A 16,131-nucleotide genomic window follows, 5' to 3' on the forward strand; every position below is an offset into this window, starting at 1 on the left:
TCCGCATGATTCATTTTAATATGAATTCAACGAAAGTGTTTTTATATCATTCCCACTAATTGGGGTCAGTCCACTTATGTAGATAGGGTGCTTTTATGATGATAAAGAATTATTTGCCTTCACCGAAAATATCATCCCATTGATTACGTTTATCTAAAAATTCTTTTGCGAGAGCTTTAGCACCTTCAAGAGAATGACTAGCAGCCCAACCACATTGTACTTCATTGCAAGCAGGAACTTCTGTAGCTTCTAATACATCATTTAATGTTTTTTCAACAATATTTAAAACATCTTCATAATCATCATGATCAATAAAAGAAACATAAAAACCAGTTTGACAGCCCATAGGACTTAAATCTACAACTTTATCAGAATGATTTCTGATATTTTCAGCCATTAAATGCTCTAATGAATGTAGTGCAGGCATATCCATATGTGCTTTATTGGGTTGTTTAAAACGAAGATCATATTTTTTGATAACGTCTCCATTAATTCCTTCCATTGTACCTGCTAAGCGAATATATGGTGCAACTACTTTTGTATGGTCAAGATTAAAACTTTCAACGTTCATTTTAGTCATTTTTATTTCCTCCTATAAATACATTGCTTGAATAATATGATTGTAACAAGAGTGCCAATCATTTACAATTTTCTTAATTAAGTGATTTAAATACTTATTGTAAGAAAATTTTGTAAATTCAAACGAATTTAATGACAATTTATAGTAAATCCGATAAAATAAGTAATAATTAAATTTACAGATACATCAAGAAATTGATGGACTTGATATCTAAATAAATATAGATATTAATATTCGTGTATAAAAGGAGTATAGATTGATGAGTAGTAAACAAGAGATATTAGACTATATAGAGAATAAAAAGTACGATTATGTCGAAATAAGCCATCGTATACACGAGCGTCCTGAGTTAGGCAATGAAGAGATATTTGCTTCAAGAACATTAATTGATCAATTAAGAGCAAATGATTTTGAAATAGAAACAGACATTGCCGGACATGCTACTGGGTTTATTGCAACTTACCACTCTGAAAAAGAAGGACCAACTATAGGTTATTTAGCTGAATATGATGCTTTGCCTGGTTTAGGTCACGCATGTGGTCACAATATTATTGGGACAGCAAGTGTATTAGCTGGAGTAGCACTTAAACAAGTAATCGACCATGTTGGTGGGAAAGTAGTTGTATTAGGATGTCCTGCTGAGGAAGGTGGAGAAAATGGAAGTGCGAAAGCTTCATATGTAAAAGCCGGTGTGATTGATGATATTGACATTGCACTTATGATCCATCCTGGAAATGAAACATACCCAACGATAAATACATTAGCTGTTGATGTGCTTGATATTAAATTTTATGGTAAAAGCGCCCACGCTTCAGAAAATGCGGATGAGGCTTTAAATGCATTAGATGCGATGATTTCTTATTTCAATGGCGTGGCTCAATTACGACAACACATTAAAAAAAGTCATCGTGTGCACGGTGTGATTTTAGATGGAGGTAAAGCTGCTAATATTATACCTGATTTTACACATGCAAGATTTTATACACGTGCAACTTCTAGAAAAGAATTGGATGTTTTAACAGAACGTGTAAATCAAATTGCAAGAGGTGCAGCCATCCAAACGGGTTGTGACTATGAATTTGGTCCTATTCAAAATGGTGTAAATGAATTTATAAAAACACCTAAACTAGATGAATTATTTGAAAAATATGCCATAGAAGTTGGCGAAGAAGTAAGTTATGATGATTTTGGTTTTGGTTCGACAGATACTGGGAATGTGAGTCATATAGTTCCTACGATTCATCCACATGTTAAAATTGGCTCAAGAAATTTAGTAGGTCATACACACCGTTTTAGAGAAGCAGCTGCAAGTGTCCATGGCGATCAAGCTTTGATTCGAGGCGCGAAAATTATTGCTCTTATGGGACTAGAATTAATTGAAAATAAAAAACTATTTGATGAGGTTGTAGAGCAACACTCTCAAATAAAGGGGTAAAAAAATGAAAAATGAATATCATGTTCCAAAGTTAACGTTAAGTGATTTGTATGATGAAAATATTGTATATAATTCAAGACCTTCTTATGCATTGAATCCCTGGCTCACAACTGAAGAACATCAGTCTAATTTTTTGACTGGTCGTGAAATGATTATCGCTAAGGATATGCCGATTGTTGTACACGAAGCGAGTATTACAGATAAATTACAACAACTATTTGATCTTATTGGTAAAAAAATACCAGAGCATCTTTATACATTTAGAAATCGTGAAACGTATGAACACTTGTTACAAGAGATTATCAACAAAGAAGGAAAAAAAGTATATTTTCAATATATCGAAAACAATGACATAGTAGATGACGAAGCGTATGCAATTGATAAAGACGTTTTTGTAGCTCTGAATAATAAAGCGCGTATTCCTGAATGGACGAATCATAAATATTTACCTAATCGTGAAATTGTATCGATTAGAGACTTCAAAGGACGTATACAAGACTGGAGTTATCCATTCGTAATTAAACCTGGAGATGAATTACCTACTGCAGGTGGTTATGGTGTTATGATTTGTTATAATGATGAAGATTTAGAAAAAGCTACTAAGAGAATTTTTGAAGCTACAGATGCGACTGAGAATCTAATTATTGAACAAAAAATTGAAGCAGTTAAAAATTATTGCGTACAATTTGCCTATTCTGAAGAACTAGGTATCACATATTTAGGAACAGCCCACCAAATTACTGATAAATATGGATTCTATGCTGGAAACGAAAATGTTCACGATGTACCTGATAAAGTGATTGAAGCAGGGCGTGAAATCATGCAAAATGGTGTGAATTTAGGGTTTATCGGTGTTGCTGGTTTTGATTTATTATTAGATAGAAATGGTGATGTATTCGCTATCGACTTAAATTTCAGACAAAATGGTTCTACTAGTATGTTATTACTACAAAATGAATTAAATCCTAATTATCAAAAATTTTACAGCTATTTTTCAAAAGGGGATAATACCCGTTTCTTTAATGTGATTTTTAAATATGTTGAAAAAGGTGTACTTTATCCACTATCATATTATGATGGTGATTGGTTTGGTAAAGATGAAGTGAAATCTCAATTTGGTTGCATATGGAATGGAAATTCTAAAGAAGAAGTAGAAAATTTAGAAAAAGCATTTATAAGCGAACTTGATTATGCTAAATAAAATATTAAATATTTTAAAATAATAATAAATGATAACAGTGTATTTGACGATGATTTTATTATATTTTAATATTTAAATAGTATATTAAAAGAGAGGGTTTGTAATGAACTATAAGCAAAATGACTATTTTAAAGATATATTAATTAATGAAGTCATTATATTAGCCAGTAAAAATAAAAAATTAATTCGTATTCGCCATAAAGATGGTGATTACACAGGAATGTGGACGAATGAAGAGGCAGCCAAAGATTATTTAAATAATTCAGATCTTCAATATGATCGACTATTAAATATTGATATTGACACTTTTGTTACATATGATATGGATAATTTGTTTGATGAAAAAGATGAAGTACTCATTAACGCTTCTAAAAATGAAGAAGGTCAGTTAGTTAAAGTAGTAGAAATGATTGATGAGCTAATGCCAGAATTAGATGAAATTCGACTCAAAGAATTTGCAAAAGATATTTCAAAAGAAAATCATGTTTTTGGCTTAACACGTAAAGGGGAAAAAAGATTTATTCTTATTAGTGATAACGAAAGTCAAAAACCTAATATTATGCCTGTATGGAGTATTAAAAATCGGGCACGAAAAGTTCGTGATAAAGATTTTGAAGAATGTGATTTAATCGAAATTGAAGGTAGTGTATTTAGTGAATGGCTTGATAAATTAAGAGATAATGATCAAGCTGTCGCAGTAGACTTAAAACCTGGAGTCGTAGGAACAATTGTTTCTCCACAAAAAGTATCTAATGAATTATCATTTTAAATCAAATCCCAATAGGTTTCTTTTTTAAGAAATCTATTGGGATTTTTATGTTAATATTTTTAGTTTGAATTAGCTTAAATGAAGGACGCCGATTGCACCTGAAAATGCACCATTTTCAATGTAAAAAGGATGACATCCTCGTAAGATAGTATAATCCTCAATAACTTTTCGTAGTAAGGGATTATTATTAAAAGAAGAACCAATATAAACAACATTTTTTGTTTGATATTCACGAGCTACTGTGATCGCCATCGTTGTAATCACTTCTCCAACGACACCTACTACAGATGCTAATTTATCTGAGTTAGTAAAATGTCCATTCATATTATTTAATACATTGCCAAAGTTTGCAGCAGTAAGTTCACCAGGTATAGGCGGTTTAGAATCTTTATAAATATGCTTAACTTTTAAATCAATAATATCTCTATTTCCAGATTGGGCGAGATTTGTAAGTGTTTCATAATCAGATATTTCAGTCAATAAATAACCTAAACCTCGAATCATTCCACCACCAGTACCAATTCCTCCAACACGTTCTTGATGATGACCGTTATAATAATGTAAAGATGTACCAGTACCTACATTTGCAAATATGTATTGATTAATATGATGGTCTTGCTCCTTAAGTAAAATACCTAATCCCTTTGAAGCAGCATCAAATTCAACAAATATTTGTGATGGCTGTTCAATATTTTCAGCAATAACACCTGCGTTACCACCTGTTAAATTGATTGTTTCGAATTCATTTTGATTTAACCATTGAATGACTTTATGTATATCTGTTGTTAATTCAGTTGACAATGTACGATGTGTATCATCTTCCATTGCTATTTTGATTAATGTACCACCGGCATCAATACCAACTCTCATTTTTTTCACCTCTATATTTAATATAACATGTTAATAGTATAATAATTTTGACGAATTGCAATTATTTTATAGTATTATAAAATGAATGGTAAATATCGAAGTAAATAGATAATTTAATAAGAATCAGTGGTTATATATGGTATTATTAAAAAAACTTTGAAATATAGGGGTTAATTTTATGAGTATAGTAAAGCAATTTGAAAATATTATAATTCAGGAATTTGAAGAACAATATCGTAATGATGTCTTAAACTTTGAATTAAGTGAACGACAACAAATTTATTCATCATTACCTAAAACTGTATTAGAAGATGCTTTAAAAGATGAAAACCGAGTAGCTAATATTGCCATTAATGAAAATGGAGATGTGGTGGGATTCTTCGTACTTCATCAATATTATCAACATGAAGGATATGATACACCTGATCATGTCATTTATGTTCGCTCATTGTCTATTAATGAAAAATTTCAAGGTCAAGGCTATGGTACAACAATGATGATGTATTTACCTCAATATGTCCAGGCATTATTCCCAGATTTCAACCATTTGTATTTGGTTGTAGATACTGAAAACGAAGGGGCATGGAATGTATATGAACGTGCTGGATTTATGCATACCGCTACTAAAGAAGAAGGGCCCATTGGTAAAGAACGTTTATATTATTTAGATCTGGACTCTAAACATGTATCATCATTGAAATTAGTTGAAAATAAAGTTTCGAGTATCGCAATGTATCAAATTATTAATTTATTAAAAGATGGTCAAAAAGTTGGATTTATTGCGCTTGAACAGCTAGACATTCATCTAAATATCGCGGCAATAGAAGTGTATAAGAATCAAAGAAAAGAAGGAATTGCTGGAAGTGCTTTAAGACAACTGCCTACATATGTACGTAAACATTTTAAAGAAATAAAAAGTATAGGAATTACTTTATTTGGAGAAAATAATGAACTTAAGCCATTATGTATTAATAGTGGCTTTGTTGAAACAGATCAATCAGATGACTTAGTTATTTTTAAAAAATATATTAATTACTAATTGAATTGCAATTGCGAAATCATAAAATGTCATTTATAATTTATCTTTGTTACTATTAATAAAAGCAATGTAAAGATAATAAAATCCTTTGAAAGGAAGTTTAGTTATAATGAAAATTCAAGATTATACTAAAGAAATGGTTGATGAAAAATCATTTATCGATATGGCTTATACTTTATTACACGATAAAGGGTCAACAATGAATCTCTACGACATTATTGATGAATTTAAAAGTCTCGGTAATTACGAATATGATGAAATAGAAAATCGTATTGTACAATTTTATACTGATTTAAATACAGATGGACGTTTCTTAAATGTTGGTGAAAATCAGTGGGGATTACGTGATTGGTATTCAGTAGATGATATTGAAGAAAAAATCGCACCAACAATTCAAAAATTTGATATTCTTGATGACGACGATGAAGATAAAAATCTTAAGTTACTTGGTGATGATGAAATGGATGATGACGATGATATTCCAGCTCAAACTGATGATCAAGAAACATTAGATGATTCGGATGATAATGAAGAAGACATTGATAATTCAGATATCGTTATTGAAGAAGATGAAGATGAAGACATCGCTGAAGGTGAAGAAGAAGCATTTGAAGACGCAGAAGATTTTAATGACTAAATATTTGTTTTAATTGACTTTTGAATAAAAAATGTTAGAATTTTATTCGGGCTCCTTTAATTAGGACACGTGTATAAATGCTATACGCTCCCCTTACAAATATGTGAGAGGGAGCGATTTTTTTATTTTTAGGAAATGTTTAAATTTTGTAGAGATAGAGTAAGGAAGCAACCCTTAATAAATTAGGAGGTCAGACAATGACAAAATTTATCTTTGTAACCGGCGGAGTAGTTTCATCTTTAGGTAAAGGAATCACAGCCGCTTCTCTAGGAAGATTGTTAAAAGACAGAGGACTTAAAGTAACAATTCAAAAATTTGATCCATATCTTAATGTTGATCCTGGTACAATGAGTCCTTATCAACATGGAGAGGTATTTGTTACAGATGATGGCGCTGAAACTGACTTGGACTTAGGACATTATGAACGTTTTATAGATATCAATTTAAATAAATATTCTAATGTAACTGCAGGAAAAGTATATTCACATGTGCTAAAAAAAGAACGTCGTGGAGATTATTTAGGTGGAACAGTTCAAGTAATTCCTCACATTACAAATGAAATTAAAGAACGCCTATTATTAGCTGGAGAAAGTACAAATGCTGATGTTGTCATTACTGAAATAGGTGGGACAACAGGTGATATTGAATCTCTTCCGTTTATTGAAGCTATTCGCCAAATTAGAAGTGACCTTGGCCGTGAGAATGTTATGTATGTTCATTGTACATTACTTCCATACATTAAAGCAGCTGGAGAAATGAAAACTAAACCAACACAACATAGTGTAAAAGAATTACGTGGTTTAGGTATTCAACCTGATTTAATTGTTGTTCGAACAGAGTATGAAATGACTCAAGATTTAAAAGATAAAATCGCTTTATTCTGTGATATTGATAAAGAGAGTGTTATTGAATGTAGGGATGCATCATCATTATATGAAATTCCATTACAATTAAGTGCTCAAAATATGGACGATATTGTAATTAAACGATTAGATTTAGATGCTAAATTCGATACACAATTAGATGAATGGCAATATTTATTAGATACTGTAAATTCATTAGATGGCACTATTACCATCGGCTTAGTGGGTAAATATGTAAGTTTACAAGATGCATATTTGTCAGTAGTTGAATCATTAAAACATGCAGGTTATCCACTGAAAAAAGATGTTGTAGTAAAATGGATTGATTCAAGTGAAGTGACTGATGAAAATGTAGAAAGTTACTTAAGTGATGTTGATGGAATTTTAGTTCCAGGTGGTTTTGGTTTTAGAGCAAGTGAAGGTAAAATTTCAGCTATTAAATATGCAAGAGAAAATAATATACCTTATTTTGGTATTTGCTTAGGAATGCAATTAGCAACTGTTGAATTTGCAAGAAATGTTGTTGGCCTTAAAGATGCTCATTCAGCAGAGCTTGATCCAAATACACCATATCCAATTATTGATTTGTTACCTGAACAAAAAGATATTGAAGATTTAGGTGGAACTTTACGTTTGGGTCTTTATCCATGTACTATTAAAGATCATACTTTGGCACATGATATTTATAATGAAACAAACATCGAAGAACGTCATCGTCATCGCTATGAATTTAATAATGCTTATAGAGAACGATTAGAAGATAAAGGAATGGTTTTTTCTGGTACTAGTCCAGATGGTCGCTTAGTGGAAATGGTAGAAATTCCAGAGAATGATTTCTTCATTGCTTGTCAATTCCATCCAGAATTCTTATCTAGACCTAATAGACCACAGCCAATTTTTAAAGCTTTTGTAGAAGCTGCTTATAAGCAACAACAAAAAAATTAAAATATTAAAATAAAAGCGGAACAGACTTCTTTTTTAAGTCTATTCCGCTTCATTTATATCAATTCATATAGAATTTAAAGGGTGCACATGTAGATCACCAATTCGTATAAAAGTGATTTATAAAGATAGGTTAGCTATATGAAAGTTAATGTTATAATTCCAAGTCTCTAGTCATTTCAATCATTTGTGTATATATTTCATAGTAAATATAATTAAATGACATTGTATGAGGTTGTACAATTTTGTCATAATCTTCAGTATATACGATTGGCCGTGGAGTTGATAAGTTTACAAAATGCATAAGATGTTCAGGAAAATCTTCTTGTTTAGGATGATTGCATACTAAAACGAAATCAATATCTTCCTCTATTAACTGTTGAACATCTTTAGCAACCTCTTCGGTATAAAAAGGAGAAAATAAAAATACACGATCAGTTGTGTCTAAGTCATTTAAACTTTTTAAGTCACTCAATTTCTTACTAGAATTTAATTTTTCATTACTTTCTAATATAAAGGTTTCAAAAAATTTTAAATCTCCATATCCTTTAATATATACATATCCTTCTCCACCAATAGCTTGAATTAAACATTGAGCAGCCATTTGTATATCTAATGCTTGATTTTCTAAGCGATTAAATATACCAGTTAATTGTGTTTGTAATATTTTTGACATGATTATCCTCCATTTCATTAGTATTGTAATGAAATATAATGTTTTATGCAATGAAGCTTCCAAAATCATCAATGATTTACAAATAGTACATGCAATAAAAATTATTATCTGCTATAATAATTTTTGAAAAATTTATGTAATTGGATACAAGGAGGAACTTTCATGCCATTAGTTTCAATGAAAGAAATGTTAATCGATGCGAAAGAAAATGGTTATGCGGTTGGTCAATACAACTTAAATAACTTAGAATTTACACAAGCTATTTTAGAAGCTTCTCAAGAAGAAAACGCGCCAGTTATCTTAGGTGTTTCAGAAGGTGCTGCACGTTACATGAGTGGTTTTTATACAGTAGTTAAAATGGTGGAAGGTTTAATGCATGATTTAAATATTACTGTACCAGTAGCTATTCATTTAGATCATGGTTCAAGTTTTGAAAAATGTAAAGAAGCTATTGATGCTGGATTCACTTCAGTAATGATTGATGCTTCTCATAGTCCATTCGAAAAAAATATTGAAATTACTTCTAAAGTAGTAGAATATGCACATCAACATGGCGTGTCAGTTGAAGCTGAATTAGGTACAGTAGGTGGGCAAGAAGATGATGTTGTAGGTGGAATCATCTATGCAGATCCTAAAGAATGCCAAGAATTAGTTGAAAGAACAGGCATTGATACACTAGCTCCAGCACTAGGTTCAGTACATGGTCCTTATAAAGGTGAACCTAAATTAGGTTTCAAAGAAATGGAAGAAATTGGTGCATCAACTGGATTACCACTTGTTTTACATGGTGGTACAGGGATCCCAACTAAAGATATTCAAAAAGCAATTCCTTATGGTACTGCAAAAATTAATGTAAATACTGAAAATCAAATTGCTTCAGCTAAAGCTGTTAGAGATGTATTAAACAATGATCAAGAAGTATACGATCCTCGTAAATACTTAGGTCCAGCACGTGAAGCTATTAAAGAAACAGTAAAAGGTAAAATTAGAGAATTTGGTACATCTAATCGTGCTAAATAAAATAATTGTTACTAACGACTAGGGTAACCATAACTGTCAACAAAGTGTTCGCTTTGTTGACAGTTTTTTTCTCAAAGAATTTTATTTTATATTACTAAGATTTCTTTTATAATTCTTTATAAAATGAGGGATTTTGAGTTTTAATCATTTGTTGGCGCTTGACTTGTAATAAGTAATTTATCTTTTTTGAATTTATGAAAAACAGAATTAAATAATTGTATAAATTGAATTATAATAGTATTATCAATTCGTTATATGAATTATTAGGTTATTAAATATTAATAATGCAATTGCTAAACTTTTGAAAAAGTTAGTGTTTTATAAATAAATAATATATAATTTATAATGCAAATTATGTTTAATTTTACAAAAGGCGATTAAAGGAGAAAAAATAAATGAGTCAAGAAGTAATTAAAATCCGAGGTGGCCGAACACTTAAAGGTGAAGTTACAATTAGCGGTGCAAAAAATAGTGCTGTAGCAATTATTCCAGCTACTTTATTAGCACAAGGACAAGTAAAAATTGATGGGTTACCACAAATTTCAGATGTCGAAACACTTGTGAGTTTATTAGAAGATTTAAATATTAAAACTAATCTTAATGGCAAAATATTAGAAATTGATACAACAAAGATTAAAAATGCACCGTTACCAAATAATAAAGTTGAATCTTTACGTGCCTCTTATTATATGATGGGAGCCATGTTAGGTCGTTTTAAAAAATGCGTTATTGGTTTACCAGGTGGTTGTCCATTAGGACCACGTCCTATTGATCAACACATTAAAGGGTTTAAAGCTTTAGGTGCTGAAATTGATGAATCAAGTGAAACATCAATGAAAATTGAAGCAAAAGAATTGCGCGGAGCCAATATCTTTTTAGATATGGTCAGTGTCGGTGCAACCGTTAATATTATGCTAGCAGCTGTTCATGCAAAAGGACAAACAACAATTGAAAATGCTGCTAAAGAACCAGAAGTTGTAGACGTAGCCAACTTTTTAAATAGCTTAGGTGCGAATATTAAAGGTGCAGGTACTAGTACTCTAAAGATCAGTGGTGTTGATGAATTATATGGAGCTGAATACCAAGTAATTCCTGATAGAATTGAAGCGGGTACGTATATGTGTATTGCTGCTGCTTGTGGTGAAGAAGTAACAATTAAAAATATTGTACCTAAACATGTAGAAGCACTCACAGTTAAATTAAAAGAATTAGGTGTTGATATCGATATTGATGATGATAAAGAACAAGCGGTAATTAAAGGTAAATCATCATATAATAATGTAGACATTAAAACATTAGTCTATCCTGGATTTGCTACTGACTTACAACAACCAATCACGCCTTTATTATTTATGGCAGATGGTCCATCTTTTGTTACTGAAACGATTTATCCAGCTCGTTTTCGTCATGTAGATGAACTCAAAAAAATGGGGGCAAGTATTGAAGCAGATACTGTTACTGGTACTGCAACAATTAAACCTTCGAAACTTCAAGGCACTGAAGTTTATGCGAGTGATTTACGTGCTGGAGCTTGCTTGATTATTGCTGGATTATTAGCAGAAGGTATTACAACAATTTATAATGTTAAACATATTTATAGAGGATATACAGATATCGTTAAACATCTCAAAGAATTAGGTGCAGATATTTGGACTGAACAAGTTTAACGATTTCTGATATACTTAATATATTAATTGCTGAAGTATATTAAATACCTGTAATGTTTAAGAAGTTTTGAATAGAGGTGAAGACAATGGAAATCTGTCCATATCTCGAAGAAACCTTTAAAATTGTTGGTAGAAGTTGGAACGGTTTAATCATTAATTACCTATCTCGATGCGCTGATTATACTGCACACTTTTCGGATATGAAAAGGGATTTAAAAACAATTACTCCACGTGCATTAAGTATTAAGCTTACAGAATTAGGTGAGTGGGGATTAGTAGACAAAAAAGTCATTTCTACACGTCCTGTTTCTATCGTTTATGAGTTAACCGATAAAGGAAAAGCACTTGCTGAGGCTTTAAGACCAATTGAAGCATGGGCTAGAGATTACGTCACATTAGAACATAACGATTCAGTTAAATAATATAGTTAAAAGAATCTGGGACATAAAGTTTCTGGATAAGTGAAAAAAGACAAGTTCTATTGAAATAATATAGAACTTGTCTTTTTATAAATGTTTGATTATTTTCAACTCGTTGGGTTGCTCGTTTTCTTGTATTGAGTGCCATTAGTAGAGTAAGTAGAGTCATGTTATATTCTTTATATATAAGAAGGCTTGTTAATTTGGTGTATTGGTATTTATTAAATGATACGAAAGGGCCTTATTTTTTTAAAGTATTTCAATGTAAAATTACATATAAATACAAAGTATTTTGGCGAGACTCTTGTGTGAACAGAACAAGCTGAAGACTACAAGCTGAAGCTGTTCCCTAAGAAAGCAAGCCAACATTACGTAGTATTGTAAATAAAGAAGCCAGTAAATGAATTTATAAAAAACTCATTTACTGGCTATTTTTTTAGGAATTATGTCCCAGCCTCTATTTTGATAGGAATTATGTTTCAGGCTTTTTTTAATATGTTTAAATAAAATCAAATCGGATATATATTAGACATAAACATTCCTAAGGAGTGAATTATTGATGAAAAATTATACTCAACAATATATTAATGGCGAATGGATTGATAGTGAAAGTAACGAAACAATTGATGTAATTAATCCAGCAACAGAAGAAGTTATTGGAAAAGTTGCAAAAGGTAATGAAAAAGACGTAGAAAAAGCGGTTCAAGCTGCTCATGACGTATATTTAGAATTTCGCCATAGTTCAGTTGAAGAAAGAAAACAACTACTAGATAGAATAGTAGAAGAATATAAAAATAGAAAACAAGATATTATTGAAACAATTACTGAAGAGTTAGGCGCTCCACTAACTGTTTCAGAAAATGTTCATTATCAAATGGGTTTACAACACTTTTCAGAAGCACGTAGAGCTTTAGATTCATTTGAATTTGAAGAACGTCGTGGAGATGATTTGGTAACTAAAGAAGCGATTGGCGTTTCTGGATTAGTTACACCATGGAATTTTCCAACTAATCAAACATCTCTTAAATTAGCAGCAGCATTTGCTGCAGGTAGTCCAGTTGTGTTAAAACCTTCTGAAGAAACACCATTTGCTGCAATAATTTTAGCTGAAATCTTTGAAAAAGCAGGCGTTCCTAAAGGCGTATTTAACTTAGTTAATGGTGATGGTGAAGGTGTAGGTAATCCATTAAGCGAACATCCTAAAGTAAGAATGATGTCATTCACTGGTTCTGGAGCTACAGGTTCTAAAATTATGGAAAAAGCAGCTAAAGATATCAAAAAAGTATCTCTTGAATTAGGTGGCAAATCACCATATATCGTACTTGACGATGTAGATATTAAAGAAGCTGCAAAAGCTACAACTGGAAAGGTTGTTAATAATACTGGTCAAGTATGTACTGCAGGAACAAGAATCTTAGTTCCAGAAAGTATTAAACAAGAATTCCTAACTGCCTTAAAAGAAGAGTTTAGTAATGTTAAAGTTGGCGATCCACTTGATAAAAATACTCAAGTAGGACCAATCATTAGTAAAAAACAATTCGACACAGTACAGTCTTATATTGATAAAGGTATTGAAGAAGGTGCTGAATTATTATATGGCGGTCCAGGTAAACCAGAAGAATTAGATACAGGTTATTTTGCTAGACCAACTATTTTTGTAAATGTTAAAAATGATATGACTATTGCACAAGAAGAAATTTTTGGTCCAGTTGTTTCAGTAATCACTTATAATGATTTAGACGAAGCAATCGAAATTGCTAATGATACTAAATATGGTTTAGCAGGATATGTAATTGGTAAAGATAAAGAAACGCTTCAAAAAGTAGCACGTTCAATTGAGGCAGGTAGAATTCAAATTAATGAATCTCCAAACGAACCATATTTACCATTTGGTGGTTATAAACAATCTGGTATTGGTCGTGAATGGGGCGACTACGGAATTGAAGAGTTCTTAGAAGTAAAGTCAATTGCCGGTTATTTTAAATAATTAAGTATTAAGTATAATGAAATATTTTAATATAAATACAGTTCATGGAATAGTTTTAGTTCCATGAGCTGTTTTATTTTTTGAAATTTAATAAAATCATTTTGTAATTAAATTAAAAATTTGCTATATTAATTCTAGTATTAAGATGCTAACGTTTAAAACATTTAAGTTATTATCATTTAGATGATTTGACAAAGATAGTAGCTAGATGATTTTTATAAAAATATAAGAAATGGGTGCAATTTATGCCTGAGAGAGAACGAACATCACCACAATATGAATCTTTTCATGAATTGTATAAAAATTATACGACAAAAGAACTTACGCAAAAAGCAAAATCATTAAAACTAACTAATTATAGTAAATTGAATAAAAGTGAGCTTGTCTTGGCAATTATGGAAGCTCAAATGGAAAAAGATGGAAATTACTATATGGAGGGTGTTTTAGATGATATACAACCTGATGGATATGGTTTCTTAAGAACTGTTAATTATTCTAAAGGTGAAAAAGATATATATATATCAGCTAGTCAAATTAGACGTTTTGAAATTAAGCGAGGCGATAAAGTAACTGGAAAAGTACGAAAGCCTAAAGACAATGAAAAATACTATGGACTTCTACAAGTTGACTTTGTTAATGATGAAAATGCAGAAGTTGTAAAAAAACGTCCTCATTTCCAAGCACTTACTCCGTTATACCCAGAGGAACGAATTATTCTTGAAACAGCGCCTCAAAATTATTCTACTCGAATTATGGATTTAGTTACTCCAATTGGTTTAGGTCAACGTGGTCTTATTGTCGCTCCTCCTAAAGCTGGTAAAACTTCATTACTTAAAGAAATTGCAAATGCAATTAGTACAAATAAACCAGACGCTAAATTATTTATATTATTAGTAGGTGAACGACCTGAAGAGGTAACTGATATAGAACGTTCAGTAGAGTCAGCAGAAGTAGTACATTCTACTTTTGATGAACCTCCTCAACACCACGTTAAGGTAGCAGAGTTATTATTAGAAAGAGCAAAACGTCTTGTAGAGATAGGACAAGATGTTATTATCTTGATGGACTCTATTACGCGTTTAGCAAGAGCATATAACCTTGTTATTCCGCCTAGTGGTAGAACATTGTCAGGTGGTTTGGATCCAGCATCCTTACATAAGCCTAAAGCATTTTTCGGTGCTGCTCGTAATATTGAAGCAGGTGGTAGTCTAACTATTTTAGCAACAGCTCTAGTAGATACAGGTTCACGTATGGATGATATGATTTATGAAGAGTTCAAAGGTACAGGTAATATGGAACTTCATCTTGATCGTAAATTATCCGAACGTCGAATATTCCCAGCTATTGATATCGGCCGTAGTTCTACTCGTAAAGAAGAATTATTAATTAGTAAAGCTGAATTAGATTCATTATGGCAACTTAGAAATATGTTTACTGATTCTACTGATTTTACGGAGCGTTTTATAAGAAAGTTAAAACGTTCAGAAAATAACAAAGAATTTTTTGAGCAATTACAAAAGGCAGCTGCTGAAAGCACAAAAACAGGAAAACCAATTATCTAAAATATTTAATAGAGGGTTGCGTTTTCTTTCAATAACTATTATAATTACACAGTATTGGGTAAAAACTCACAAATAACTCTGTTCCAGATGGTTCAGGGCAAAGGAGCTGAAAAAAATGAAACAAGGAATTCATCCTGATTACCACAAAGTCATCTTTTTAGATACAACAACGAACTTTAAATTTTTAAGTGGTTCAACTAAAACTTCTTCAGAAACAATGGAATGGGAAGATGGTAAAGAATACCCAGTTATTCGCTTAGATGTATCATCTGATTCACATCCATTCTACACAGGACGTCAAAAATTCGCTGCTGCGGATGGTCGTGTGGAACGTTTCAACAAAAAGTTTGGTCTCAAATCAAACAACAATTAATTTTGAATTTAAAATGCCTGCCTAATCTATGATGTATAGAATTAAGCAGGTGTTTTTTATATTTAAAACAATTAATTAATTTCTTCAATAA

At 31.3% G+C, this 16,131-nt stretch carries 15 protein-coding genes; 12 read left to right on the forward strand and 3 right to left on the reverse strand.

What is annotated here, in order from left to right; genetic code table 11:
• Positions 1-109: 109 nt before the first annotated feature.
• Positions 110-580: an S-ribosylhomocysteine lyase gene (locus AC2FB1_RS05070; protein WP_183958337.1), complete on the reverse strand. Its 471-nt coding sequence runs from the start codon at positions 578-580 to the stop codon at positions 110-112.
• 259 nt (positions 581-839) lie between these two features.
• Here AC2FB1_RS05070 and AC2FB1_RS05075 point away from each other — a divergent pair, with 259 nt between their 5' ends.
• The 3 genes from AC2FB1_RS05075 (at position 840) to AC2FB1_RS05085 (ending at position 3,985) form a co-directional block, all read left to right on the forward strand.
• On the forward strand, positions 840-2,015 hold the full coding sequence (locus AC2FB1_RS05075; protein WP_490674202.1) for a M20 family metallopeptidase: 1,176 nt from the start codon (positions 840-842) through the stop codon (positions 2,013-2,015).
• A gap of 4 nt (positions 2,016-2,019) precedes the next feature.
• Positions 2,020-3,216, forward strand: a complete 1,197-nt coding sequence (ldmS, locus tag AC2FB1_RS05080; protein WP_490674203.1) for an L-aspartate--L-methionine ligase LdmS — start codon at positions 2,020-2,022, stop codon at positions 3,214-3,216.
• Between the two features lie 103 nt (positions 3,217-3,319).
• Complete coding sequence (locus AC2FB1_RS05085) at positions 3,320-3,985, forward strand: DUF2750 domain-containing protein (protein WP_490674204.1); 666 nt, start codon at positions 3,320-3,322, stop codon at positions 3,983-3,985.
• Between the two features lie 69 nt (positions 3,986-4,054).
• Here AC2FB1_RS05085 and coaW read toward each other — a convergent pair whose 3' ends face one another.
• Entirely contained in the window at positions 4,055-4,855 is an 801-nt protein-coding gene (coaW, locus tag AC2FB1_RS05090; protein ID WP_490674205.1) for a type II pantothenate kinase, read from the reverse strand.
• Positions 4,856-5,033: 178 nt separating this feature from the next.
• Here coaW and AC2FB1_RS05095 point away from each other — a divergent pair, with 178 nt between their 5' ends.
• From AC2FB1_RS05095 to pyrG, 3 genes are all read left to right on the forward strand, one after another.
• Positions 5,034-5,894 carry a GNAT family N-acetyltransferase gene (locus AC2FB1_RS05095; RefSeq protein WP_490674206.1) on the forward strand — a complete coding sequence of 287 codons (861 nt, stop codon included), beginning with the start codon at positions 5,034-5,036 and terminating at the stop codon, positions 5,892-5,894.
• Between the two features lie 109 nt (positions 5,895-6,003).
• Positions 6,004-6,531, forward strand: a complete 528-nt coding sequence (gene rpoE / locus AC2FB1_RS05100) for a DNA-directed RNA polymerase subunit delta (protein WP_490674207.1) — start codon at positions 6,004-6,006, stop codon at positions 6,529-6,531.
• A gap of 197 nt (positions 6,532-6,728) precedes the next feature.
• The gene (pyrG, locus tag AC2FB1_RS05105) at positions 6,729-8,339 is read left to right on the forward strand and encodes a CTP synthase (RefSeq protein WP_490674208.1); all 1,611 of its coding nucleotides are present in this window, start codon (positions 6,729-6,731) and stop codon (positions 8,337-8,339) included.
• 151 nt (positions 8,340-8,490) lie between these two features.
• Here the strand turns inward: pyrG and AC2FB1_RS05110 are convergent, their stop codons facing one another.
• On the reverse strand, positions 8,491-9,012 hold the full coding sequence (locus AC2FB1_RS05110; protein WP_490674209.1) for a DUF2529 domain-containing protein: 522 nt from the start codon (positions 9,010-9,012) through the stop codon (positions 8,491-8,493).
• A gap of 162 nt (positions 9,013-9,174) precedes the next feature.
• Between AC2FB1_RS05110 and fdaB the strand changes: the two genes are divergently transcribed.
• From fdaB to AC2FB1_RS05140, 6 genes are all read left to right on the forward strand, one after another.
• Positions 9,175-10,032: a class IIb fructose-bisphosphate aldolase FdaB gene (gene fdaB, locus AC2FB1_RS05115; protein WP_490674210.1), complete on the forward strand. Its 858-nt coding sequence runs from the start codon at positions 9,175-9,177 to the stop codon at positions 10,030-10,032.
• A gap of 395 nt (positions 10,033-10,427) precedes the next feature.
• Positions 10,428-11,699, forward strand: coding sequence for a UDP-N-acetylglucosamine 1-carboxyvinyltransferase (gene murA / locus AC2FB1_RS05120; protein WP_490674211.1), 1,272 nt, complete (start codon positions 10,428-10,430; stop codon positions 11,697-11,699).
• Between the two features lie 86 nt (positions 11,700-11,785).
• A complete protein-coding gene (locus AC2FB1_RS05125) occupies positions 11,786-12,121 on the forward strand; it encodes a winged helix-turn-helix transcriptional regulator (RefSeq protein ID WP_002448699.1) in 336 nt (111 codons plus the stop codon).
• A 556-nt stretch (positions 12,122-12,677) separates the two neighbouring features.
• The gene (locus tag AC2FB1_RS05130) at positions 12,678-14,105 is read left to right on the forward strand and encodes an aldehyde dehydrogenase family protein (protein ID WP_490674212.1); all 1,428 of its coding nucleotides are present in this window, start codon (positions 12,678-12,680) and stop codon (positions 14,103-14,105) included.
• 245 nt (positions 14,106-14,350) lie between these two features.
• Positions 14,351-15,667 carry a transcription termination factor Rho gene (gene rho / locus AC2FB1_RS05135; protein ID WP_490674213.1) on the forward strand — a complete coding sequence of 439 codons (1,317 nt, stop codon included), beginning with the start codon at positions 14,351-14,353 and terminating at the stop codon, positions 15,665-15,667.
• A gap of 115 nt (positions 15,668-15,782) precedes the next feature.
• The gene (locus AC2FB1_RS05140) at positions 15,783-16,040 is read left to right on the forward strand and encodes a type B 50S ribosomal protein L31 (RefSeq protein ID WP_490674214.1); all 258 of its coding nucleotides are present in this window, start codon (positions 15,783-15,785) and stop codon (positions 16,038-16,040) included.
• Positions 16,041-16,131 lie beyond the last annotated feature (91 nt).

The organism is Staphylococcus sp. CoH_129_LAB_1 (assembly GCF_058191515.1).